The 23111-nt window shown below is 51.9% G+C and carries 18 protein-coding genes and 1 tRNA gene; 13 read left to right on the top strand and 6 right to left on the bottom strand.

What is annotated here, in order from left to right; all coding sequences use genetic code 11:
- The first annotated feature begins 2 nt into the window (after positions 1–2).
- Both KS4_RS05560 and KS4_RS05555 read left to right on the top strand, forming a co-directional pair.
- Positions 3–3374, top strand: a complete 3372-nt coding sequence (locus KS4_RS05560) for a dockerin type I domain-containing protein (RefSeq protein WP_145075767.1) — start codon at positions 3–5, stop codon at positions 3372–3374.
- Between the two features lie 168 nt (positions 3375–3542).
- Positions 3543–4520, top strand: a complete 978-nt coding sequence (locus KS4_RS05555; protein ID WP_200761609.1) for an NAD(P)-dependent alcohol dehydrogenase — start codon at positions 3543–3545, stop codon at positions 4518–4520.
- An 80-nt stretch (positions 4521–4600) separates the two neighbouring features.
- Here KS4_RS05555 and KS4_RS05550 read toward each other — a convergent pair.
- Positions 4601–4684: transfer RNA gene (locus KS4_RS05550), tRNA-Leu, on the bottom strand.
- Positions 4685–4984: 300 nt separating this feature from the next.
- Positions 4985–5539, bottom strand: coding sequence for an ATP-dependent protease subunit HslV (hslV, locus tag KS4_RS05545; protein ID WP_145075761.1), 555 nt, complete (start codon positions 5537–5539; stop codon positions 4985–4987).
- A 106-nt stretch (positions 5540–5645) separates the two neighbouring features.
- Here hslV and rsmH point away from each other — a divergent pair, with 106 nt between their 5' ends.
- The 5 genes from rsmH to KS4_RS05520 all read left to right on the top strand — a co-directional run bounded on the left by rsmH (position 5646) and on the right by KS4_RS05520 (position 12000).
- The gene (rsmH, locus tag KS4_RS05540; RefSeq protein WP_145075758.1) at positions 5646–6752 is read left to right on the top strand and encodes a 16S rRNA (cytosine(1402)-N(4))-methyltransferase RsmH; all 1107 of its coding nucleotides are present in this window, start codon (positions 5646–5648) and stop codon (positions 6750–6752) included.
- Between the two features lie 287 nt (positions 6753–7039).
- Entirely contained in the window at positions 7040–8305 is a 1266-nt protein-coding gene (locus KS4_RS05535; RefSeq protein WP_145075755.1) for a LysM peptidoglycan-binding domain-containing protein, read from the top strand.
- 40 nt (positions 8306–8345) lie between these two features.
- Positions 8346–8636: a hypothetical protein gene (locus tag KS4_RS05530; protein WP_145075752.1), complete on the top strand. Its 291-nt coding sequence runs from the start codon at positions 8346–8348 to the stop codon at positions 8634–8636.
- Positions 8637–8716: 80 nt separating this feature from the next.
- The gene (locus KS4_RS05525; RefSeq protein WP_145075750.1) at positions 8717–10729 is read left to right on the top strand and encodes a peptidoglycan D,D-transpeptidase FtsI family protein; all 2013 of its coding nucleotides are present in this window, start codon (positions 8717–8719) and stop codon (positions 10727–10729) included.
- 122 nt (positions 10730–10851) lie between these two features.
- Positions 10852–12000 carry a glycosyltransferase gene (locus tag KS4_RS05520; protein WP_145075747.1) on the top strand — a complete coding sequence of 383 codons (1149 nt, stop codon included), beginning with the start codon at positions 10852–10854 and terminating at the stop codon, positions 11998–12000.
- A 34-nt stretch (positions 12001–12034) separates the two neighbouring features.
- On the opposite strand, the gene KS4_RS05515 is transcribed toward KS4_RS05520, so the two are convergent.
- Entirely contained in the window at positions 12035–12967 is a 933-nt protein-coding gene (locus tag KS4_RS05515; RefSeq protein ID WP_145075744.1) for a serine hydrolase domain-containing protein, read from the bottom strand.
- Positions 12968–13279: 312 nt separating this feature from the next.
- Here KS4_RS05515 and KS4_RS05510 point away from each other — a divergent pair, with 312 nt between their 5' ends.
- From KS4_RS05510 to KS4_RS05490, 5 genes are all read left to right on the top strand, one after another.
- The gene (locus KS4_RS05510; protein ID WP_145075741.1) at positions 13280–14011 is read left to right on the top strand and encodes a PEP-CTERM sorting domain-containing protein; all 732 of its coding nucleotides are present in this window, start codon (positions 13280–13282) and stop codon (positions 14009–14011) included.
- A gap of 742 nt (positions 14012–14753) precedes the next feature.
- Complete coding sequence (locus tag KS4_RS05505) at positions 14754–14981, top strand: hypothetical protein (protein ID WP_145075739.1); 228 nt, start codon at positions 14754–14756, stop codon at positions 14979–14981.
- A gap of 96 nt (positions 14982–15077) precedes the next feature.
- Positions 15078–15656: a flavodoxin gene (locus tag KS4_RS05500; RefSeq protein ID WP_145075736.1), complete on the top strand. Its 579-nt coding sequence runs from the start codon at positions 15078–15080 to the stop codon at positions 15654–15656.
- A 513-nt stretch (positions 15657–16169) separates the two neighbouring features.
- Positions 16170–17276, top strand: a complete 1107-nt coding sequence (gene gcvT, locus KS4_RS05495) for a glycine cleavage system aminomethyltransferase GcvT (RefSeq protein WP_145075733.1) — start codon at positions 16170–16172, stop codon at positions 17274–17276.
- A gap of 552 nt (positions 17277–17828) precedes the next feature.
- Entirely contained in the window at positions 17829–18659 is an 831-nt protein-coding gene (locus KS4_RS05490) for a carbon-nitrogen family hydrolase (protein ID WP_145075730.1), read from the top strand.
- A 340-nt stretch (positions 18660–18999) separates the two neighbouring features.
- Here the strand turns inward: KS4_RS05490 and KS4_RS05485 are convergent, their stop codons facing one another.
- Positions 19000–19881, bottom strand: coding sequence for a sigma-70 family RNA polymerase sigma factor (locus KS4_RS05485; protein ID WP_145075727.1), 882 nt, complete (start codon positions 19879–19881; stop codon positions 19000–19002).
- A gap of 44 nt (positions 19882–19925) precedes the next feature.
- Here KS4_RS05485 and ispH point away from each other — a divergent pair, with 44 nt between their 5' ends.
- On the top strand, positions 19926–21251 hold the full coding sequence (gene ispH, locus KS4_RS05480; RefSeq protein WP_234698856.1) for a 4-hydroxy-3-methylbut-2-enyl diphosphate reductase: 1326 nt from the start codon (positions 19926–19928) through the stop codon (positions 21249–21251).
- Between the two features lie 84 nt (positions 21252–21335).
- Here the strand turns inward: ispH and KS4_RS05475 are convergent, their stop codons facing one another.
- Positions 21336–22217, bottom strand: a complete 882-nt coding sequence (locus KS4_RS05475) for a hypothetical protein (RefSeq protein WP_145075724.1) — start codon at positions 22215–22217, stop codon at positions 21336–21338.
- 113 nt (positions 22218–22330) lie between these two features.
- Positions 22331–23107 (bottom strand): MBL fold metallo-hydrolase, encoded by a 777-nt coding sequence (locus KS4_RS05470; RefSeq protein WP_145075721.1) that lies wholly within the window; start codon positions 23105–23107, stop codon positions 22331–22333.
- Between the last annotated feature and the right edge of the window lie 4 nt (positions 23108–23111).

Genomic DNA, 23111 nt, shown 5'->3' with positions numbered 1-23111 from the left:
AGATGACAATCCGAAATCGCTATCGTACTGCAACACTTCTCAGCGCATTTTGCACATTAACATTCGTGAGCCCAAGCTTTGCAGGCTTCACAGAAAACGACAACGGTGTCTACCTATTCCAAAAAGAAGGCGGCGCAGAACGACTGTTCATAGATTTAGGGACCGAGGATAACCCTACCATCAATTTTGACGCATCGATTGATGGCCCAGGCTACAACAACGCACACGATGTCGTCTTGTACCCTAATCTTGATGGCAATGGAAACGAAGACGATGGTAGTTGGTTGGCTATCGAAAGTGGAACAGCAACTATCAACTACGCAAGCCGCATTAACCTCACCGATATTAGCGGCTCGCTCAAAGCATTCAGCAACCCTAACCAAAGCTTCAATCACGATGACAACCTAACCTTCACATTTGCAGATAACAGCCTGCTGAATATCTTCAGTACTGGCACATCACACGGTATCTACACACGCGGTACTGCTACACTCAAAAATATGGCAGGTGATCTCACTGTAATCGCAGATCAGGCATATGGCATCAGCGCCGCTCGCGCGCAGTATGACAATTTCACCGGCAACATCACCGTCGAAGGTACGAAAGCAATCGGCATGAACGGGCGAATCGTCTTGGGTGAAGCAGTCGAATACGACGATGGATATCCTGTCGGCCCATACGCTGGTGAATTTAATGGCTCAATCACCGCCAAAGGACGTGATGCAACCGGCATCTGGGGATCCGTTATTTCAAACATCGACTTCGATGCCAACATCTTCGCACTCAGCGACAATGACGATGGTATGGCCCTTGGTATTCGCAGCACATATCTGGCATTCAATGAAAATTTGGGTGGTAAAATCATCGCCAAACGACTGGTCAAGGGCTACAACAATTTCGAACACGGTGCCATCGGCATCGCTTACGGTCTCTACTACAGCCCCTACAAATTTCACGTCAAAGGTGATGTTTCCAGCTATATCGAAGCGACAAGCTTCAGTGGGAACGCAATCGGTATTTACAGTACTGACAATGTCAGGATTGATGGCGATGTGACCGGCACCATCAAAGCTGAAATATACAACGGCAACAACTCTGCCTACGGTATCTACTCCCAAAGCATCAACATCGGTGGTGACATCTCCGGCGACATCATCGCAAACGCACGATACATTGAAGACGAATACAACGACCGAAATACGATCGCTCTATATGCCAACGACAGCTTTGGCATCCAAATCGGCGGAGGCATCAGCGGTAACATCTCTGTTCAACAAAAAAATTACGACAAAGATAATAACGGCACCAAGACCTACGCGATGTATACCGAAAACGGTGGCATCAAGATCGGCGGCAACGGTATCACCGGCGCCATCAATGTTATCTCAAACAATAGCGAAACCGCTGCAATCAAAGCCGACAACTACATCCATGATGATGACACTGTTAATAATGACAACAGTATCCAGATCGCCCAAATCAACAGCCAAATCAACGTCATCAGCGGGATCGACAGCAGCTACAATGCAAACGCATACGGCATGAAAGCTGAACAAGGCACCATCCAAATCGGATCCATCGGTGAAGATGCTCAGATCAACGTCATAGGCCGCGGCGTGAACCCCGACTACAACGATGAGCCCGAATACGAGAAACCTTACATCTACGGCAACCATGTCTACGGCCTCATCACCGGCGAACCCGACGATTCATCCGGCTCCCCCGATCAAAACATCGTGATCACCGATACATTCGCCGGCCAAATCAACGTCACGGGTACACGTAACATCGCCGCGATCAAATCTGCCAACAACATCGATATCAACAACTTCGCAGAGCCTGCCAGCATCAATGTCACCACTGAATTCGCCGACTACGGCAGCTCTCAACTCGGAATCTACGGCCTCGTCGCCGCCCACCAAATCAATATCGATCAATTCTCTGGGGACATCAATATACAAGGCCGATTCACACCCATCGACGAAGTACCAAACCTTGACTTCATCCGACCTCACGGCACCGCAGTCCAAGCCATGAGTGATATCAACATCGGCTCCTTTAATGAATCTGCAACTATCGGCGGTGACCTCCACACCGGCATCCTCTCACACGGTAAACTCACAATCACCAATGATTTTGCAGGCAAAGTCTTTGTTGGTGTCACGCAAGACGAAAACGGCAACGAACTCATCATGCAACCATTTTATGCTCGCGGCATCGCAGGGTACCAAGGCACCGCATTCAACACCTTCACCGATTCCGCGATCATCAAAGTCAGCGGCGATCAATACGCTTGGGGCATCTCAGGTGGCATCGGCCTCACCATCACCGATGGGATGCACGGCACCATCGACGTCACAGCCAACAACAGAGCCTACGGTGTCATGGCTCGCACAATTAACGCAAACAACATCACCGGCACGATCAAAGCCAGCAGCATAGACCAAAACGGTCAATCCGCCGCGATCACGACACAATTCATCAACGGCAACGGCGATTGGGAATCACAATTCGACGGCAACGACTTCGTCAACCTCAACACTGGCGCAAACATCATCGGCGACATCCGACTCGCTGGCGAAAATCTCGTTGAAAACACATACGGCGACATCCTCAAACTCACCGGCGCTGGCTCATTCAACCACGATCTCTACGGCGTCGACTCACTCTTCGTCGTCGCTGACACCCCCGACCAAACATGGCAACTCAACCTCGCTTCTGAAGCACTCACTGATGATACGCAACGCAACCACGTTGACCGCGCCATCGTCCATAAAGGCTTCCTCCACATCAACGAAAACTTCTCCGCCGACTACCTCTCCCTCACAGGCAATGCCGGCCTCACCCTCAACGTCACCGAACCTACAACCGAATATATCCTCACACTCTCCGAAGGCGCATCTCTCAACGGCACACTCCGCCTTAACCTCGATGAAGACTTCTCCGCCAACGAAGGCGACATCGTTTCCCTCATCTGGACGACCGATCCATTCACCGGCTCCGGCTTCACTTCCGTTGAAAACACAATCATCAACGAATCACTCGGCTTCAACATTCACCAAGAAGGCGCCGCCGTTCTTGGCAAAGTAGCCCTCCTCGGTGACGCTAACCTCGACGGCCTTGTCGACGCGTCTGACCTCAATATCATTGCAGTCAACTTCAATAAATCACCTCAATCTTTTAATCAGCAATGGAATACCGGCGACTTCAATGGCGACAACATCGTCGATGCGCTCGACCTCAACGTTATCGCGATTAACTTCGGCAAAACCGCAGACGAACTACTCGAGCTCATCACCATCCCAGAACCAACCTCACTCTTCCTGCTGAGCTCACTTCTCATCCCACTCTCTCGTCGCCGCCGTACCGCATAGCAATCCAAACATTCAAAACAGATACAAGCTCTTTGCCATCGCAAAGAGCTTTTTCTTTAGTCCCTACCATTGCAATTCAACGTGCTTCCCATAACTTATACGATTGCGATCACATGATACTCTGCCTACTTATTTCACCCGTGTATGCCATACAGGGAGGGATCAAAATTGAAAGCTGCTATCTACAAATCCTACGGCCCGCCCAGCGTTCTCTCCGTTCAGGACGTACCACAACCAACACCTAAACCCAATCAATGCCTCATACGCATCATCGCCTCCTCTGTCACCACCGGCGATACCACCATCCGCGCCTTCAAAAAAATCCCCCTGCTCTTCTACATCCCTGCCCGCTTCATGTTCGGCATCACCAAACCCCGCAAACAAATCCTCGGTAACCAATTTTCTGGCATCATCGAATCCGCTGGCAACAACACATCGCAATTCAAAACCGGCGATCATGTCTTCGGCTTCACCGGCACAGGCTTCGGCGCAAACGCACAATATATTTGTCTCCCCGAAAAAAATATCGCCATCAAACCCAGCAACCTCACGCACGAACAAGCCGCCATCGTCCCGTTCGGCGGCATCACCGCACTCTACTTCCTCTCACTTGCAAACCTCAAACCCAATCAAAACATCCTCATCATCGGCGCTACGGGAGCCGTTGGTTCCTTCGCGACCCAACTCGCCAAACACAGCGGCGCAACTGTTACCGCAGTCTGCTCCCAATCCAATCACCCATTTGCAAAATCACTCGGCGCAACTCATACCATCGACTATCAATCCCAATCACTCGACACGCTCAACCAAACCTACGACGTCATCTTCGACACCGTCGGCAAATCTTCTTACCCAGCCATCAAACACATCCTCACACCAACCGGCACCTACCTCACCACAACCTTCGGCTCACGTGAACTCCTCCACATGCTTCTCACCAAACTCACATCCAAACAGCGCGTCATCTGCGCCATCAATCCCGATCGCCAACAAGACCTCATCACTCTCCGCACTCACATCGAAGCTGGGCACATCTCGCCCTTCATCGACCAAACCTTCACACTGGGTCGAATCGCCGACGCCCACACCTATGTCGAGCAAGGCCACACCAAGGGTGCCGTCGCCATCACCATCCCATCCTCATAACCCTCCACGCCCCAGCTCTTTTCTCTCCAATAAGCGCATAAAAAAACAACGCTCTACATCGTAAAGCGTTGTCACAAAAATGCCCGTGAGAGGACTCGAACCTCTACCCCGTTGCCGGGACCGCCACCTGAAGACGGCGCGTCTGCCAATTCCGCCACACGGGCTCTTTTCAATTGCGAAGGGGCATTGTAGCCTAAAAACCCACCCATTCAAACCGGCTCAGCCACTTCGCACACCCATTCCAACCTGTGGATAAACCTCATACAATCAACATATCCACACCGCTTATGCCATATCAAAGTCAAACACACCCATTAAGAAAATGTCTATTGCGACAGATTTTCGCCTCACTCGCATACCTTCAACGCCGCCGTCGACTCTCATAATAACCACGCATATCTCAACAAAAAAGCTCACTGAGTACCAGCAAGCTTTTCAAATATATACATGTTAAACAATAAGCCCTAAAGCACCTCAACCGTCACATTCGTGTTCGAGTAAATACACAAGTCGCCAGCAATCGCCATCGAATTTTTCACGATCTCCTCAGCTGATTGATCCGTGTGCGTCAGCAATGCCCGAGCCGCAGACCTTGCGTAATCTCCACCCGACCCAATCCCCAACACACCATCCGAAGGCTCGATCACATCACCCGTCCCCGAAACCAACAGCGAGCACTCTCGATCAGCCACAGACAATAATGCTTCCAACTTGCGCATCGCTCGATCTGTTCGCCACTGCTTCGCCAACTCCACGCTCGCCCGTTTGATATTCGCAGGCGAATCCTTCAAATGCTCCTCAAATCTTTCCATCAGCGCAAATGCATCCGCGGCAGATCCTGCAAACCCAACCAACACCCCTGCCTTTTCCGCACCGACACCCTTGAGCTTACGCACTTTCGTCGCGTCCGCCTTCGCCACCGTATTCCCCATCGTTACCTGCCCATCACCTGCGATCGCAACCTCTTGGCCACGCCGCACTGACAGCACCGTCGTTGATCTGATCTTCAATTTGCTCATACACCTATTGTACGACCCATCTCCCAATCCATCACATCTAATTTATGCCTTAGCACCGACAATCTATTATCAGGACGCATCCACACAATCTCAGTATCATAATCACATGGATTCCACACCCGACAACATCCCCCCCCAGATCCCCCCAAAGACCTCCCCCCAACCATCCCCCGATGATCTCGCCAACGAAATCTACACCTGGGGTCAGGTCGAGCACACCGTCGGCCACATCCCCGTGCTTTGGCGTGAAATCCTCGAACTACTCGACGTTCAGCCCAACAAAACCGTGCTCGACTGCACCATCGGCCGCGGCGGACACGCCACCCTCATCATCCCACAGCTCACCGGCGGACACTACATCGGCCTCGACACCGACGCCCAAAACGCCAACTTCGCCCGCCAGCGCCTCACACCCATCGCCGAAAAACACAACGTCAAACTCGACATCATCCACACCAACTTCACCGCAGCACACGACGCGATCAACAGCCTCAAGCCCCCCATCCCCGCCGTCGACGTCCTCCTCGCCGACCTCGGCTTCGCCTCAAACCAAATGGATGACCCTTCCCGAGGTCTCTCTTTCAAAGGCGCAGGCCCACTCGACATGCGACTCGACCCCTCGCAAGGCATCACCGCCCACGAACTCATCCATCAACTCCCCGAGCGAGAACTCGCCGATCTCATCTATCAGCTCGGCGAAGAACGCCTCTCACGCCGAATTGCACGAAAAATTATCGAAACTCGTACCGAACGTCCGATAGAAAATACTGAAGAACTCGCCGATCTCATCCGAGGCTGCTATCCCGGCGGCAAAGCTTGGATCGGTGGCAAACGCCCCGCTCTTAGATTTGGCAACAAGGGTCGAGCCAAAGGCAAAAAGGGTGGAAAAAATAGGGGGGGTGGTGGGATGATTGACCCCGCGACACGCACCTTCATGGCTTTGCGTATCGCCGTCAATGGTGAACTCGATGCGTTGGACCATCTCTTAAATGAGTTGCCAAGGCTTTTACAACCCAACGGCCGAGCCGGAATCATTAGCTTCCACTCACTCGAAGACCGCCGCGTGAAATTTAACTTCCGCGACCACTCCTCAGGCGACTCACCAATATACAAACGCATTACACGCCGCGTCCTCACTGCCCAACTCGACGAAGCCGACCGCAACCCTCGATCACGCAGTGCAAAAATGCGTGTCATCCAAAAACTCACATAACACGCATTCCCATTTCCTCCTCAAAAACTCACAAGCACACACAACTTGTGTAAAGCCTGTTAGCAGACTGATTTCAACGCCCTGAAACATCTTTTTCAAGGCAAAACCAAGCACTTTTTGTTATGCTTGAATACCACAGCCTTTTAACAAAGGCACACGCACCAAGAGGCGAGAAAACCTTCAAATTCGTCATCAGGATGATGACACACTGGCCGCTAACCCAACCACCAGCAGCCACTTTGTAACAGCAGTTCAGTTAAAACCTCTGACACGGATGGCAGGGCGTTATGACACGTGAAACAAAAGTAGGTCTACTCTTCGGTGTTGCCGTCGTGATGCTCATCGGCATCATCGCCGCCGATCATCTCGCAAGCACCAAGAACACCCCAAGCGCCGACGCAAACGTTCTCGAATACGTCGACCGCGCCGCCGACGAGTCGCGCATGTCCCGTCGACAAGCCCCCTCCCTCAACAACCCCAACACCAACCCCGCCCCGCAACCACTCCGACGCGCACTCCCCTCCCCCAACACACTCCCCCCTCGCACAACCACACCGCAACGACCACAATTCGTTCGCGCCATGGCCACCGACACCAACACCGATCAAAATAATACAACACCACCCGCGACGCGCCGTAACAACACCTCATCACGAGCCGCTGCGCTCCTCAACCGAGCAGCTCAAAACACGACTCCGCAAAACCAATCGCCCACGCGCCCACTCACCAGTTACGAACGCTCGGTTCAAAACGACCAAGACCGCACAGCCGCTCAACAACCAACGACACCTGCAGCACGCCGCCCATCGATCTTTGATCGGCCAACCTCAACCACAAACCGCCCACCCGCAAACCGCATCATCGGCACCGCCATCCCCACAACTCCTTCCACATCCATCACCCCCGGCAACCGCGACGCTCGCATCCACATCGTCAAACCCAACGAATCACTCTACGGCATCGCCCTCAAGTACTACGGCAACGGCGACAAATGGAATCTCATCAAAAACGCCAACCCAACCCGCGTCTCCGACAACGGCTCAATCATCGCTGGCGCCAAACTCACCATCCCATTCGACCCCAAACTCCTCAAAGAACTCGAAACAAACACCCAAACATCCACTGCCTCAGCAACCCGCACACCCACACAATCTTCAAACGAAATCACCGTCAAGCCCGGCGACACTCTCTCCGAACTCTCACTCAGATACCTCGGCTCCTCAAAGCACTGGAAGAAAATCCTCGCCCACAACAACATGAAAGATGCCTCCGAACTCCGCGCAGGCATGAAACTCAAACTCCCAACCCTCGACAACACCCCCGCTCCTTCAACCCAACAAACATCTTCCGCCACAAGGGCAACCACACCCCGCAACACACAACCCACTTCCTCATCAAAAACCTACACCGTCAGATCTGGCGACAGCCTCATCCGCATCGCTAAGCGCGAGTTAGGTGACGGCTCACGTTGGCAGGAAATCTTTGACCTCAACAAAGCCACACTCAAATCACCCGATGCCATCAAGGTCGGACAAACACTCAAACTCCCCTAACCGCCACACCCTCCAAGCACACCAGAAAAGGCCCCCCAACATGTTTCCAAAAATACTCGTAGCGATCATCCTCGCAGCCGGTATCGGGGTCGGCCTACTCTCCCTCCGCCAGCAACGTCTCGAAATCATGAACGAGATCACAGCCGAACACCGTAAAGTCGACCGCACACGCAAAGAAATCTGGGACATCCAAGTCCGCATCGCCGAACGAACCAAACCCCAGGAAGTGCAACGCGTCACAAGCAACGCCAAGCTCGTTCTCGAGCCTATCGCTCAACCCCAAGATCAACGCACCGCACAAGCCGAACCTCCACAACCCATAAGCCCATAACTTCGCCCGATCTCCCCGCCTGCCTCTCCAGACTCACACACCTAAAACCATCACGCGATTGAAAGAGTTGGTTCCCCATCATGCAAGACGGATTGTTCGATCATCTCCCCGATGACCATGGCAGCACACCCTCCCCCACACCCTCTTCTGCTGACCACAATGATCCCGCACAAAACCAACCCACATCAGGCGCAACTGACACAACAGACCCAAACGAATTGCCTAACCGTGAGTTAGGCGAAGGCGGTCTCTTCTCCATCCGCGGCGGCGCCGGCAAAAATATGCGACACATTAGCGCTCCCCCCATGAAAGCCTTCGAAAAAGGCGACGAAACCGCAGGCGCCAACCGCGTCCTCCGCTTCGGCATCTTCATGGCCATCATCATCACACTACTCTTCTCAGTACTCATCTACCGCGTTGCTCAACTCCAAACCAACCCCGAAGAACGGCTCGTTAAACAGCTCGGCCGCAACTACGCCAAAGTCCCACTTCTCGAACGTCGCGGCACCATCACCGACCGAAAAGGCCGACCGCTCGCCGTCTCTCGCATCAAAAAGAAACTCTTCATCGACCCCAAACTCATCGCCGATCGCGGCATCTTCACCGACATCATTACACACGAGTTCGGATACGACCCGCTCTGGATCGACAAGCTCATGTCGCGCAACCCCAAATCTCGCTACGTCGTCATCGACAAAGCCCTCACAGATGAGCGGCTCGAAACCTTCAAACGTCTCAAACTCTCCGGCCTCGCTCTCGACGACGCGCCAGTCCGAGATTACCCGCAAGGTAAAACCGCCGGCGCGATCATCGGCTTTGTCGGCGACGAAGGTGTCGGCCTCTCCGGCCTGGAACTCGCCCTCGACAAACGACTCACCGGCCAAAAAGGTAAATTCGTTTACATGCGTGACTCACGCGGCCGCGCCATCGGCATCGACTCCGAACGCTTCCAACCCAACCAAAACGGCGAAAACATCCGGCTCTCCATCGACTCAGTCATTCAAAGCATGGCTGAAGACGTCCTCGACCGCCTCACCAAACACTTCAACTCACCACTCGCCATGATGGTCGTCATCAACCCACGCACAGGCGAAATCCTCGCCATGGCCTCAACCCCCAGCTTCGACCCGCGAACCTTTCGTACCGCAAACCTCGAACTCCAAAAAAACCGTTGCGTGACCGACGTTTTCGAACCCGGATCAATCTTCAAACCCATCATCTGGTCCGGCATCACACAGCTCGGTAAAGTCAAACCCGGCGAAACATTCACCACCGAACAAGGCCGTTGGACAACCTCCTATGGCCGCCTTATCCGTGACGCCACAACACCCAAAAAATCGAAATACACTTGGGAAGAAGTCCTTGTCAACTCCTCAAACATCGGCATGGGCAAAGCCACCAATCGCATCACACTCCAGCAACTACACGAAATCGTCTCCGCCTTCGGCTTCGGCAAAAAAACCGGCTCCAATCTCCCCGGCGAAGTCTCCGGACTCTTCCCATCTTGGCAAGTATGGAACCGTAGATCCACCGAAAAAGGCTGGAAAAACTACACCAAACACTCCATCCCATTTGGCCAGCAAATATCCGTCACCGCCTTACAAATCACCACCGCCATTGCCGCCATCGCAAACGACGGCATCCTCATCCAACCCACCATTGAAGCCCGCGACCCCTTCGCACCCATGTACGTCGAAAAACGTGTCCTCTCAACGCCCGTTGCCCAGTTCACACGCGAAGTCATGCGACGACAAATCCTCGAAGGCGGCGGCCGCAACGCCATCTCAAACAAATACGAATTCTTCGGCAAAACAGGCACCGCACAACTCGTCAACCCCGGCAAAGGCTATTTCCAAGATAGATACTTCTCCTCCTTCGTCGCTGGCGCCCCGCTCGACGACCCACAACTCGTCATCGGCTGCTTCGTCAAAGATCCAGACAAATCCGTCGCACACTACGGCGGCCAAGTCGCCACCCCAGCCGTCCGTGAAGTCATGGAAGCCTCGCTCCAATACCTCGGCATCCCCCCTAAAACGACTGATGAAATCTACAAAGCCGAAAAAGATTGGCCCAAAGCACAGCCTCAAGAATAATCATTACAACCCTCGCAAACCCCACCCAACGGCAATCACATCTCTTCTTAACGTAGCCTCCCCTCTACCCTTTAGGTAAACTATAACCTCTACCCCACATTAAAACCTCACAGAGATCCACAGTGAACATCCTCCACGTCATCGATAGCCTCAATCCAGCCGACGGCGGCCCCCCCTCAGTTGTTGTCCAACTCGCTTCCGCACAAGCACTCCTTGGCCATCGTGTACATATCATGTCCTTCAATAACCCCGTCCAGTTCCTCCCTAAATACGCGCACATCAAAGGCTCGGACAAACTTCAGTTCATCGACGTCCCACAAACCCGCAAAGCTCCCATCGACCTCTTCTTCACTTCTGATCTCCATAAATATTTCCCATCCAACACCGAGTTCATCCACGGCCACGGCAACTGGTACCCACTCGTCATCGCTACGTGTCGCTCCGCCCGTAAAGCCAACATCCCCTACACCATCGCCCCACACGGCATGCTTGATCATTGGTGCATGCAACAAAAGAAACTCAAAAAATCTATCTCACTCAAACTAGGCCTTCGCAACATACTCAATAAATCAGCGTTTATCCATTGCCTTAACAAACACGAAACCATCGAGGTAGCCAAAAACCAAATCACCGCACCACTCAAAACCATTCCCAATGGCATCGACCTCACATACGACGAAATCGAGAACATTACTGGCACACTCGACCAAAGCATCAGCCACCTACTCAATTCAGGCCCCACCATCCTCTTTCTTTCACGCATACACTACAAGAAAGGTCTCGACTACCTCGTCAATAGTTTCGACAAAGCACTACCCAACCTACCTTCAGGCACCAATCTCATTATCGCCGGACCGGGTAGCAACTACCTCAACGAACTCAACACAATCATCAATTCACTAAACGCCAAACCGCACATACACCTCATAGGCCCTGTCTATGGCTCAGCTAAGTTCGAACTCATCCGCAAAGCCTCATGCTTCGCCCTCACCTCGCGCCAAGAAGGTTTCTCCGTAGCAATCCTCGAAGCTTTAACCTGCAAAACACCTGTCATCGTCTCCCACGACTGCCACTTCCCCGAACTCGAACAACATAACGCCGGCATCTGTGTACCCCTTGATACCGACATCATCGCTCAAGCCCTCGTCAATTTCTTCAATGACCCACAACTAGCGCAAACACTTCAAGCAAATGCCTATAATCTCGTCAACGCTCAATACCAATGGCGACATATCGCACAAACATGTATCGATCTCTATACAACCAACTAGCCAGCCGATCTATCGCTTAGTTACCCCCCCCTATCTACTCTCGAATCTTATCGAGTAATGTCTCCCACACAACAACCAAAATATCCAGCGGCTCATCCTCCTGATCCGACAACACCGTCACCACCGCTTCCTCATCAGGCAACACAATACAATACTGCCCCCGCGCCCCATCCATCCGATACGAACCTGGCACACGAGAATTCAACCAAACCTGATACCCATACCCCGCATGATGCTCCACGATTCCCTTCTCTTTCTCATGCGTCGTGTTATCAATCTGGCATTTCCCCATCTCCTCGATAAACCAACTTGGCACAACCTCTTCACCTTCCCACGCTCCCCCATCTAACATCAATTGCCCAACCTTCGATAAATCACGCGCCGTTAAGTGCAACCCCGAGAATCCAAACGTATGCCCCTTCGGACATCTTTCCCAATACGGCTTCTCGATCCCCAACTTCCTCAAAATGCGCTCATACACAAAATCCTCCAACAACTCACCCGTCACCACTTCCATAATCCGCGACAACATATACGTTGCCGAGTTGTCATACACAAATTTCTCACCCGGCTCTATCACCATAGGCATATCAAAAAAGTATTCTGCAAAATCAACATCCACACCCTCTTCCCATGGCACCGTTGACAGCCCACACTTTCGATGCCCTGTCGCCATCACCAAAAGATCTCGAACCGTCACCCGCTTTTTCCGCTCGTCCACAATCTCATACCCCTCAAAAAACTCAACCACACAATCCTTCAACCCAAACAGCCCCTCATCGATCGCTATCCCAACTCCCAATGCCGTCACCGCTTTACTCACCGACCACAAAAGTCGTGGCTTCACCTCCTCAAAATCATACTCCCCCACCATCTCACCCTTAACCCTCACATTCACATGCTTCACCCCAAGCCCACGCCGCCCAATTTCTTCAACAAACTCACTCAATATCAACGCACAAGCCATCACAAACACCCTTCTAGAAAACAAAACTATCTTCTGATTAGATTGTTATTCGAGACATCTATTATTACCTACATTAACAAATAAACCACAAAACAAGTGTTTATTGCATATCTGTACAATAACACTTGCAATCTGAACACACTTAATTATATATTAACAATTGTAGGAATGAGAGAAGAGCCCCCCTCTTCTAGTTTTAATTGACACAATGTGAATATCGCCTGCGCTGTTAGTAATTGCTAACAGTTACTGCGATTATTTGCTTCGGCTCTTTACGCTGGCTCATAACCATTTTTATCAAGGAGAAGAAAGATGAGATCACTATTCTATTCAGCCACTATCGCACTCGGCCTCACCGCGACAGCTTCTGCTGCAACCACTGAAATCAACGTACCACTCCCAACCTATACCGGCACCCTCTCCGTCACACACACAACCGACGGCCCAGCCTCAAACACTTGGAATGCCTCTATCCCCGCAGGCAACAACAACATCAAGCAATACCTCGCGTGGACACCTGACGGTGGCCCACTCGCAAGCAAAACCATCAACGACATCGCTCGCATCACCTACAACACCAAAGACGCCAACGTCTCCGATGCACTCGATTGGTATATCCAGATCTACACCGCCAAGCAAGATGATGGCGGCGACTTCTCATGGTACCGCAACCGCTTCACCGCTGAAGTTGGTTACATCTCACAAGCCAACGGCTCCGCCGTCGACAACACTTGGACTCATTGGGACACGAGCAGCACCGATGCCAACACCAAACTCATCTTCCAAAGCACCAACAACACATTCAACGCCGCCGGCAATGACCTTGCCGCTCTCAAATCCTCCTATGGCTCCGAATCCATTCTCGCCCTTTCCATCAACGCTGGCGACACCGGTGCAGGCTGGGCATACGACGGCTCTATCTCTGGCCTTACCGTTGAGCTAACCGATGGCTCCGCCATCCAGTACAACTTCGTACCAGAGCCCGCATCACTCTCATTCCTCGCACTCGGCTCCCTCGCACTCCTTCGCCGCAAACACGCATAACCCATCCCCCCCTTACTAAATACAATCCAACAAACGAATACTGCACGTCTATCTAACTAATAGACGTGCAGTATTATTATTGACACGCATTTTCAACCAACCTAACCAGCCATCGATCCCTCGTATCAATCATCTCAACACGCCATCAAACCCACGACCACCGATCGTGGGTTATGTTACAAATCACAATCAATATCGATAGCCAACATCCAAACCGCCAACCCACTCCCGATATTTTCCCATCTACATACCCCAACCATTCACGACATGCTTAAACAAACAACAAAAGCCATTCACACGATCAATCAATGATTGCCGCAATTACCTCTCACGCCAATTCATCTCATGATTCCATCAAGCCCACGACCGCCGGTCGTGGGGTGTGCTACAACCCACAATCAATATTCATAACCAATACCTATACCACCAACTACGGCAGCAGCGTCCTGACAGACTGCAGCTCTTCAACGACACTCAAGAAAAACCCAAATCTAAGCCATGCTCACGAGCGACCAACCACCACACTCTCACATTGCAGATCATCAGCGTTTCTAACGCTATCCCCCCACTTCCACCCTCAACCCTTCCCCACTCCACTTCCCCCTGCTTCCTCTCCTTATCCGACTCTCTCTAACGATTTCCAACTTTTCCACACCTACCCTTGACGATCCAAATCGGCGCGGTAAACTATGCCTCAACGTTATTGAAACTGATTCTCAATATTATTTACAGGATCAAAATCATGTTCTTTACGCCTGAAACCTCGAAACTCATGCAGTTTTCCCGCCGCGGGATGGGTAAATATGAGCTAAAAATCGGCTGCGCCAGCCTCGAACTCGGGCCCGGCGAAGTCAAAAAGCTCCAGAAGCTCGTCAATCAGGCTGCCCTAGACTACACCGAGCAACTCGCCGCCGATGCGATGAACGAACCACACCCCGCATCACTCAACGACCCATTCGGCCGCAACTAAATCCCATCCCCCCACAATCTCTCCCCCCCTCATCACCGCTCATCACACCACGCCCACAACGTTTTCATCATCCGTACCACCAAGGATCAACACACTATGAAAATCACCATCATCTACGGCAGCAGCACCGGAAATACCCAGAATGCAGCCGAAATCATTGCCGATGAACTCACCAACCTAAACGCAGATTACCAAGTGGAAGTCCTCGACGTGTGTGACGCAACCCCCGAACAATTCAACCAACCCAACCTGCTCATCGCAGGCATCTCGACCTGGGACATCGGCGAGCTCCAATGCGATTGGTTCGATGCATACGAGCAATTGGACGATACCGATCTCTCCGGCTCAACCTTCGCACTTTTTGGCCTTGGAGATGCGGGAGCCTACTCAGACACCTATCAGGACGCGATGGGCATCCTCCACGACAAATTACTTGAACGCGGCGCCAAAGCCATCGGCTATTGGCCCACCGAAAACTACATCTACGACGACAGCCGCGCCGTCATTGATGGCAACAAATTCTGCGGCCTCGCCCTCGATGAAGAAGGTGAAAGCGATAAAACCGAAGAGCGTATCATCGAATGGGTCAAACAGGTTTCAAAAGAGCTCGAACTCGTTAAGCAACACGCAGACGCGTCCTCATTAACCACATCGCTACGCAACAAGCTCGCGTGACATAAAGATCACCCCAGCGTGATCAAGCAAACAGCATAAATAGAAGTCAGTCCTTCTTATTTACATCGTGCACCTCTCTGCTTCATGGGCGCTAGCAGAGGGGTGTTTTTACATCTCAACCCTGCCGCCACAACATCCAATCGCCCCGGCATCTACCCACATCTCCGCACAGGTTTAAACAATTCGTCACACGATGTTATCTATAGATGACAACCCAAACTAAAGCGCCTGGGCAAGGTAAATTCATGGTTTTTACCCCCTGCCCGCTCGAAAGCGGGTAAGATATGCTATGCCTTACTCGCCTGTTGAGAATGTTAACCAGATGCGAGATAAGGCAAGGAGTGTGTTTTGAAAAGATAGCCGCGCATGCATGCGCCCTACGATGAGATTGTCGAGCGAACACGTATCGATCCGCATTTTTTAGTTCACCGCTCGAATCAACCGAATCAGGTGCAAGTGACGCAGTCGGCAAATATGTAGTGAATACGCCTGTAACCATTAAGGAAATTCGTGTTGAAGAAAACACCATTTTATAAGTTCATGCAGGACAATGGCGCGAAGTTTGTCGACTTCGCAGGGTGGGAAATGCCGATTAGTTTTGGTTCCATCATCGAAGAGCACAACCAAGTGCGAAACAGTGGCGGACTCTTTGATGTCTCGCACATGGGCCGCATCAAATTCAGCGGCAGGCACGCCCGACGATTCCTCGAACGCATCCTCACGCGCCGCGTGTCGAACATGCAAGAAGGGCAATGCCGATATGCGATGGTTTGCAACGAAGACGGCGGCGTGCTTGACGATGTGATCATTTATAAATTCGAAGATCATTGGATGCTGGTTGTGAACGCATCCAACCGCGAAAAACTGCTCAAGCATTTTGAAGATGTGAAGGGTGATTTTGTGGTTAAGATCGATGACCAGACCGAATCAACCGCGATGGTTGCGGTGCAAGGCCCGAAGGTCATGGATATGATCGGACAATTTTCAAAAGAGGTTCCAAGCCTCAAAAAATACGGTTTTTGTCAGAAAAATTTATTGATTTTGAAAATGACAATTAGCCGCACAGGGTATACGGGCGAAGACGGGGTCGAAGTGATTCTCGGTGCAAACATGGCCAGCATGGCGGTGAAGCTGTTGCTAAAAGACAAGAGCGCAGATGCTGATGTAAAACCTTGCGGCTTGGGTGCGCGTGATACACTGCGTATGGAAGCGGGCATGCCGTTATATGGGCATGAATTGGATGAAGACACGAATCCGTTTGAGGCGGGTTTGGATTTCGCGGTGAGTTTGGACAAAGACGAAGACGAGATGGGCGAAAAGTTCATCGGTCAGGATGCATTGAAAAAGGTTAAGGAAGCGGGATTACAGAAAACGTTGATCGGGTTGAAGGTTGATGGCAAACGCACACCACGTCAGGGGATGGTTGTGAAGAATGGTGTTGGGGATTTGGGAATTGTGACGAGCGGTTGTTCGTCGCCAACGCTGGGTTGTCCGATCGCGATGGCGTATGTGAAGCCGGGAAGTGTGAATGTGGGCGATAAGGTGACGGTTGATTTGGGGAGTGCGGAGATTGAAGCAGAAGTTGTGAGCTTGCCGTTTTATAAAACTGTGAAAAAGTAAGCTTAATTGAAATCAAGATTGAGAAAGCGGTGACGTAAGTTACCGCTTTTTTTGTTTGTGCGCATGAAATGTTGAATGAGTGGTTTTGTGTGTGCTTGAAATATGGGATTTGAGATGAGCGGGATTGGGGCGAATGAGATTGAAAATGTGAAATTGAAGTGAAAAATATGAGGTTATGAATACTGCCGGGAAATGCGCGGCGCGTTTGTGCGCACAGGTTTTGATTTTTCGTGATTTACCCTTATCGGTTTGGTGTTGATTTGTGTGTGTTCTGGTTAGAAACAGTGCGATTCTGAGAAGCTATTGCGAGAAATGAATCTGTTTTGGAGTTGTTTTAAAGGGTATTTTTGCGATTTTGCGCACAGAATTTTTTGTTGGTGGTTTGGTATGGGGTTTGCGTAGAGGACGTATGCGCGGGACTCGAATTGGCGATTTGAAAGTGAGTTGGATAGACACCCCGCCACCAGCGGTGGCGGGCTTGAGGGATAGGGAGGTTGATTGAAGTCAGTGGAAAGGTGGCTGGATGGGGGGGGATGGCTGTAGAATATGGGAATGAGTAAGACCAAAGAACATCGTACGCAGCAGGTTATTGGGGTGCAGTTTGATATCGCGTGGGAAGATCGTGAGATGAATTATGAGAGGGTGGAGGCGCTGCTGGATGAACGGTGTGGGGAGATCAAGAAGGGTGCAATGGTGTGCTTGCCTGAGATGTTTAGTACGGGGTTTTCGCTGAAGGTGAATAAGACGGCAGAGGGTGATGAGGTCGTGACTGAAAAGTTTATGAAACGGCTGGCGAGGAAGTATGAGGTCTACATGATGGGTGGGTTGGTGGAGCGGGATCCTAGGCCGAATGGTAATCGGAAGGGGCTTAATTTGTGTGTGGTAATGAATCCTGAGGGGGAAGAAGTTTGCAGGTATACAAAGATCCATCCGTTTTCGTATGGGCAGGAGACGGATTTTTATAACAGTGGTGATGAGGTGGTGACGTTTAAATGGGGTGAGCTGACGGTGGCTCCGTTTGTTTGTTATGACGTCAGGTTCCCGGAAATATTCAGGCATGGAGCGGCGAAGGGTGCGGAGGTGATCACGGTAATTGCGAATTTTCCTGAGAAGCGGATTGCGCATTGGGTGACACTGAATCAGGCGCGGGCGATTGAGAATCAGGCGATTGTGGTGGCGGTGAATCGGGTGGGTGATGACCCGTTTTTGGCGTACAACGGGCGGAGTCTCGTGATTGATGCGCTGGGCGAAATCCGGGCGGACGGCGGCGAAGATGAGGGGTTAGTGATGTGGGATATTGATCTGGATGTTTTGGATGAGTATCGGGGGAGGTTTCCGGCGCTAAGGGATATGCGTGAGGATTTTTTGGGGCTTGATGAGTGAATGGGTGTACCTTCTCAGATAGGCGGAGCGAGATGTTGCTGTTTTAAAGTGTGGGGATGCTAGGAAGAATGCGAGGGGTGGCGGGCGAAGAACGCGCAGCGAAGTGTCGCGGCGGCTAGTTGCGAATTGTTTTTATAAACGCGGTTGGGGCGACACCCCCGCACCGGCGGTGCGGGGCTTGTGGATGGATGTTGTAGAGAATGGTATGTGTGGGAGGAGGATAGTTGCGATAAAAAAACAGCACGTCTATGTCATGATTAGACGTGCTGCGGAGTACGATTCGTTTTTATAGTATTTCTGAGGTGTGTGGGGTTGATGAGGAGGGGATGAGGGGGGGGGATTAGGCGGTTTGTTTTTGGAGGTATTGTTGCCGAGCCTTGATGGCGGCGAGGGGGCGATTGGAGGACATGCGGGCGTTGAGTTTTTTGAGAGCTTCGATTTCGATTTGACGAACGCGTTCACGGGTGAGGCCGATGTGCTGGCCGATTTCTTTGAGCGTCATAGGCTCGTGGTCATCGAGGCCGTAGCGGAGACGGAGGATGGTTGCTTCGCGATCGTCGATGACTTCGAGAAGCTGCGAGATTGTGTCCAGATCGTCATTGAGTGCGAGTTGTTGGTCTGGTGCGAGTGTGCGGGTATCAGAGATGAGTTCGGAGAGTGTTGGCGCTTCGCCATCATCGCCTGAGCCGTTTTGTGAGGGGCGTTGAGCGGCACGGACGGCTTTGTGAATGATTTTAATTTTCTTGGCTGGGAGTTCCATGTGTTCAGCGAGCTCGTTGACGTTGGGTTGGCGGCCGAGGGTTTCTTCGAGATCGCGTGAGGCGCGTTTCCACTTGGCGATGAGTTCAACCATGTAGGCTGGGATGTGGATGGGCTGAACGGCGTTGATGAGTGCGCGTTTGATGGCTTGCTTGATCCACCAGCAGGCATAGGTTGAGAATCGCGCGCCCATTTCAGGGTCAAAGCCTTCGACGGCGCGGAGTAGGCCGAGGTTACCTTCTTCGATGAGGTCTTGAAGTGGGAGTCCTCGCCGATTGTATTTTTTGGCAACTGAGACGACGAGGCGCAGGTTGGAGCGGATCATGTGCTCGCGTGCTGCGGGGCAGTTTTGATGGATGATTTTACGACAGAGATCTTTCTCCTGATCGGCGGTTAGGAGAGGTGACTCATCGATTTGCTTGAGATATAGGGCGAGATCGCTTTTCAATTGACCTTTAGCCATTGTATTTTCCCATCGTCACCGATTGCGCATGTTGTTGTATGAACATGAGCGAGAGGCGCGACATCGGGAAAGACGTTGATGCGCGGCCTGGATCGGTTCCTGCTCCACTTTGTCGCCCTGCATACGAGCATGGGCGTTTGTATCTGGGTAATGGATCGGGAAGTTGTGTTGCGTGCTTAATGGGCTTTGCAGTGTTAGGGGAAAGTTGCTTATCGGGGGCGAGGATTGTGCGGGATGGTCGGGATGGGGGGGAAAAAGGGGCGTATGGGATCGTTATAGAGCGCACAAGGGGAACAGAGGTGGGTGGTGTCTTGTGTGAGGTTTGTAAGGGTTTTATGGGGAAAATGCAGGAGTGGCTGGTGAGGGTGATGGGATGTAAGATGTTGTCTATGAAGATCATACTAGCGAATCCAAGAGGGTTTTGTGCGGGCGTAAACATGGCGATCGAGACGGTCGACGAGGCGCTTAAGATTGTGGGTACACCGCTTTATGTGTATCACGAGATCGTGCATAACAGGCATGTCGTTGAGAGCTTTAAGAAGCAGGGTGTCGTGTTTGTCGATTCGATAGAAGAGGTGCCAAACGATTCGACGGTGATCTTCAGTGCGCATGGCGTGTCGCCTGAGGTGCGGGGTGCGGCCAAGGCGCGTAACTGCACGATGATTGATGCGACGTGCCCGCTGGTGACGAAGGTGCATATGGAAGCGATTCGGTATGCGAAGCAGGGGTATAAGTTGCTATTGGTAGGGCATGCGGGGCATGATGAGGTGGTGGGTACGGTGGGCGAGGCGCCGGATGCGTTTTCAATCGTTGAGAGTCCGGAAGATGTTGAGAAGTTGCCATTCTCGGAAGAAGAACAGGGACAGTTGGTTTACCTGACGCAGACGACGCTGAGCATGGATGATGCGAATGTGATTATTGATGCGATCAAACGAAGGTATCCGGGGATTAAGCAGCCACCAAGTGAGGATATTTGTTATGCAACGACTAACCGTCAGTTAGCTGTCAGAGCACTGGCTGAGGAGTCGGATTTGGTGTTGGTGGTGGGATCGAAAAACTCGTCGAATAGCGTACGACTGACGGAGATTAGTGAGAATGCGGGGACGCGAGCCTATCTGGTGGATGATGTTTCAGAGATTGATCATGTGTGGTTTAATGGGGTGGAGAGTGTGTTAATCACAGCGGGTGCGAGTGCACCGGAGCATCTGGTTGAAGAGATCGTTAAAGAATTGATTGAAAAGTATGAAGGGCTTGTGGATGAATCGCATATTGTGGAAGAGGATGTGCATTTCAACTTGCCGCGGAGTTTGAGGGTATTGCAGGAATCGTGCGGTAAAGGTAACGGTAATAATGGGTGTGGTTGTGGGTGATCGTTGACGTGCCCGACAATAAAAAACAGAACCCCGTCGATTTAATCTGCGGGGTTTTATTTTTGGAGGTGGTCGGACTAACTATTAGTTAGTTATAGGATCAGAGCCGGGGACATCAGCATCGAGCTGAAGAATTTCTTTGGGTTTATGGACTTTGATCATGGCGTTTAGATCAAAGAGACGTGGATTAGGTTTGCGATGGGTGTAGTCGTGAAGACGGAGCTTGAGGTAGGCGTCGGAATCGATGGCGTAGATATCGGCGACAGCGGGGAAGTTGGGTGAAGGGGAATGATCTGTGTAGGCTTTGTCGTGCGTGAGGAGCGTGGTGATGAGGGGCGTGCTGGTGATAGGGTCGAGGTAGTCGATGCGTGCGGGGAGGCCAGTGTCGGGGTTGATGAAGTAGCGGAAGTTGGTGTTGACGAATTGCAGGACGGTGTAGCCGCGGATAGTGTCGACGTTTGCGCCGTTTGTGGGTTCGAGGGGCTGGAGGCCGAGGAGTTGGGCGACGTCTTGGGGCTGAATGGGGATGGCGAGTTGAAGGGTTTGCGGGTTGGATGCGAACTTGTGCTGGCCATAGAAGAGTTTGTCGCTGTGGAGATCGAAAAGCCAATAGTATTCGGGGTTAGCACCGGCCCAGAAGATTTCGATGCCTGCTTTTTTAAGGACGAGGGTTATGTCGCGAGGAGGCTGAAAATAGAAGTTACCGGAGCCGTTTTCGTGATTGGCGTCGCCGTCCTCGTCGAGGTATTTGAGATCGAAAGTGACGTTAGAACGAAGGTAATCGAGCTCTCGAAGGTTGGTGTTGTACTTGTTGACGAGTTCCAAGGTGGAGAGGGAAGAGGTGGTGTTAATGGGTGGCGGGAGAAGCTTGTCCTGCTGGGGAATGATGGTGGTTTGTTGGCATGCGGAGAGGGTGAGGAGGCAGAAGAGAAGGAGTGGGAGGATGTGGGGTTTGGATCGTTGCATGCTGATGTTCCGTATGACGAGGAGGCTTTATGTATGGGTATATCGGCTGAGGCAGCGAAGTAAGTATAGGTATAGACGCTTGGGTCGAAGGATGGGGTTTATGAGGTGTGAGATTAGTCGATGTGATAGGCAGGGGAAACCTGATGGCGGGAGGCGATGTGGGTGGTGAGGGTATGGTGGTCGAGGTGAGTGTTGGCGGCAACATCGGGGGTGTTGTTGTTTTCTGAGAGGTGGGCGAGGAGGACCCATTGGAGGCTGGTGTGGTCGGCGTAGGATTGAAGCGAGGATGCGGCTTCGTGGTTTGAGAGGTGGCCATGCGGGCCGGCGATGCGGCGCTGCGTGTGGATGGGGTATGAGGAAAATGAGAGCATGTCGGGGTCAAAATTTGATTCGATAATGAGCGCGTCAAGGGTTGGGATGAGGGTGGTTAGTTCAGGGAATGCGTGGCCGAGGTCGGTGCAGAGGCCGAGTCTTTTTTGGTTGTGCTGAACGACGAAGCATGAGCCGTCGATGCAGTCATGGTGGGTGGGGATGGCGGTGATGGCGACATCGGGTCTATTAGGAAGATAGAAGGTGGAGTCAGGAGCGAAGTGATTGATCGTGTGGATAGGGCCGAGGTTGTGTTGTTTGTATGCAGTGGCCCATGTTTTTGGGGTGATGTAGATGGGGAGATTGAATTTGCGTTGAAAGATGCCTGCGGATTTGACGTGGTCGATGTGTTCATGGGAGATGATGAGTGCGTCGACGGTGTTGATGTCGATGTTATGTTCGGCGAGACGGAGTTGGGCTTGCTTGCCTGAGATACCGGCGTCGAAGAGTAGACGAAGGCCGTCTGCTTCGACGAAGATGCAATTGCCGTTAGATCCGGATTGGAGAGAGATTACTTTCATATAT

Origin of the sequence: Poriferisphaera corsica (assembly GCF_007747445.1) — a bacterium.
In the GTDB taxonomy this organism is placed as follows: Bacteria; Planctomycetota; Phycisphaerae; order Phycisphaerales; family Phycisphaeraceae; genus Poriferisphaera; species Poriferisphaera corsica.
This window is presented reverse-complemented; position numbering and strand designations above follow the sequence as displayed.

Bases quoted from the DNA above. Each gene is read 5' to 3' on its own strand.
- KS4_RS05490 (WP_145075730.1), top strand. From the start codon at position 17,829: ATGAGTAAGACCAAAGAACATCGTACGCAGCAGGTTATTGGGGTGCAG.
- KS4_RS05530 (WP_145075752.1), top strand. From the start codon at position 8,346: ATGTTTCCAAAAATACTCGTAGCGATCATCCTCGCAGCCGGTATCGGG.
- KS4_RS05515 (WP_145075744.1), bottom strand. From the start codon at position 12,967: ATGGCTTGTGCGTTGATATTGAGTGAGTTTGTTGAAGAAATTGGGCGG.
- KS4_RS05475 (WP_145075724.1), bottom strand. From the start codon at position 22,217: ATGCAACGATCCAAACCCCACATCCTCCCACTCCTTCTCTTCTGCCTC.
- ispH (WP_234698856.1), top strand. From the start codon at position 19,926: ATGAGCGAGAGGCGCGACATCGGGAAAGACGTTGATGCGCGGCCTGGA.
- KS4_RS05560 (WP_145075767.1), top strand. From the start codon at position 3: ATGACAATCCGAAATCGCTATCGTACTGCAACACTTCTCAGCGCATTT.
- hslV (WP_145075761.1), bottom strand. From the start codon at position 5,539: ATGAGCAAATTGAAGATCAGATCAACGACGGTGCTGTCAGTGCGGCGT.
- rsmH (WP_145075758.1), top strand. From the start codon at position 5,646: ATGGATTCCACACCCGACAACATCCCCCCCCAGATCCCCCCAAAGACC.
- KS4_RS05505 (WP_145075739.1), top strand. From the start codon at position 14,754: ATGTTCTTTACGCCTGAAACCTCGAAACTCATGCAGTTTTCCCGCCGC.
- KS4_RS05500 (WP_145075736.1), top strand. From the start codon at position 15,078: ATGAAAATCACCATCATCTACGGCAGCAGCACCGGAAATACCCAGAAT.
- KS4_RS05510 (WP_145075741.1), top strand. From the start codon at position 13,280: ATGAGATCACTATTCTATTCAGCCACTATCGCACTCGGCCTCACCGCG.
- KS4_RS05535 (WP_145075755.1), top strand. From the start codon at position 7,040: ATGACACGTGAAACAAAAGTAGGTCTACTCTTCGGTGTTGCCGTCGTG.
- KS4_RS05525 (WP_145075750.1), top strand. From the start codon at position 8,717: ATGCAAGACGGATTGTTCGATCATCTCCCCGATGACCATGGCAGCACA.
- KS4_RS05485 (WP_145075727.1), bottom strand. From the start codon at position 19,881: ATGGCTAAAGGTCAATTGAAAAGCGATCTCGCCCTATATCTCAAGCAA.
- KS4_RS05470 (WP_145075721.1), bottom strand. From the start codon at position 23,107: ATGAAAGTAATCTCTCTCCAATCCGGATCTAACGGCAATTGCATCTTC.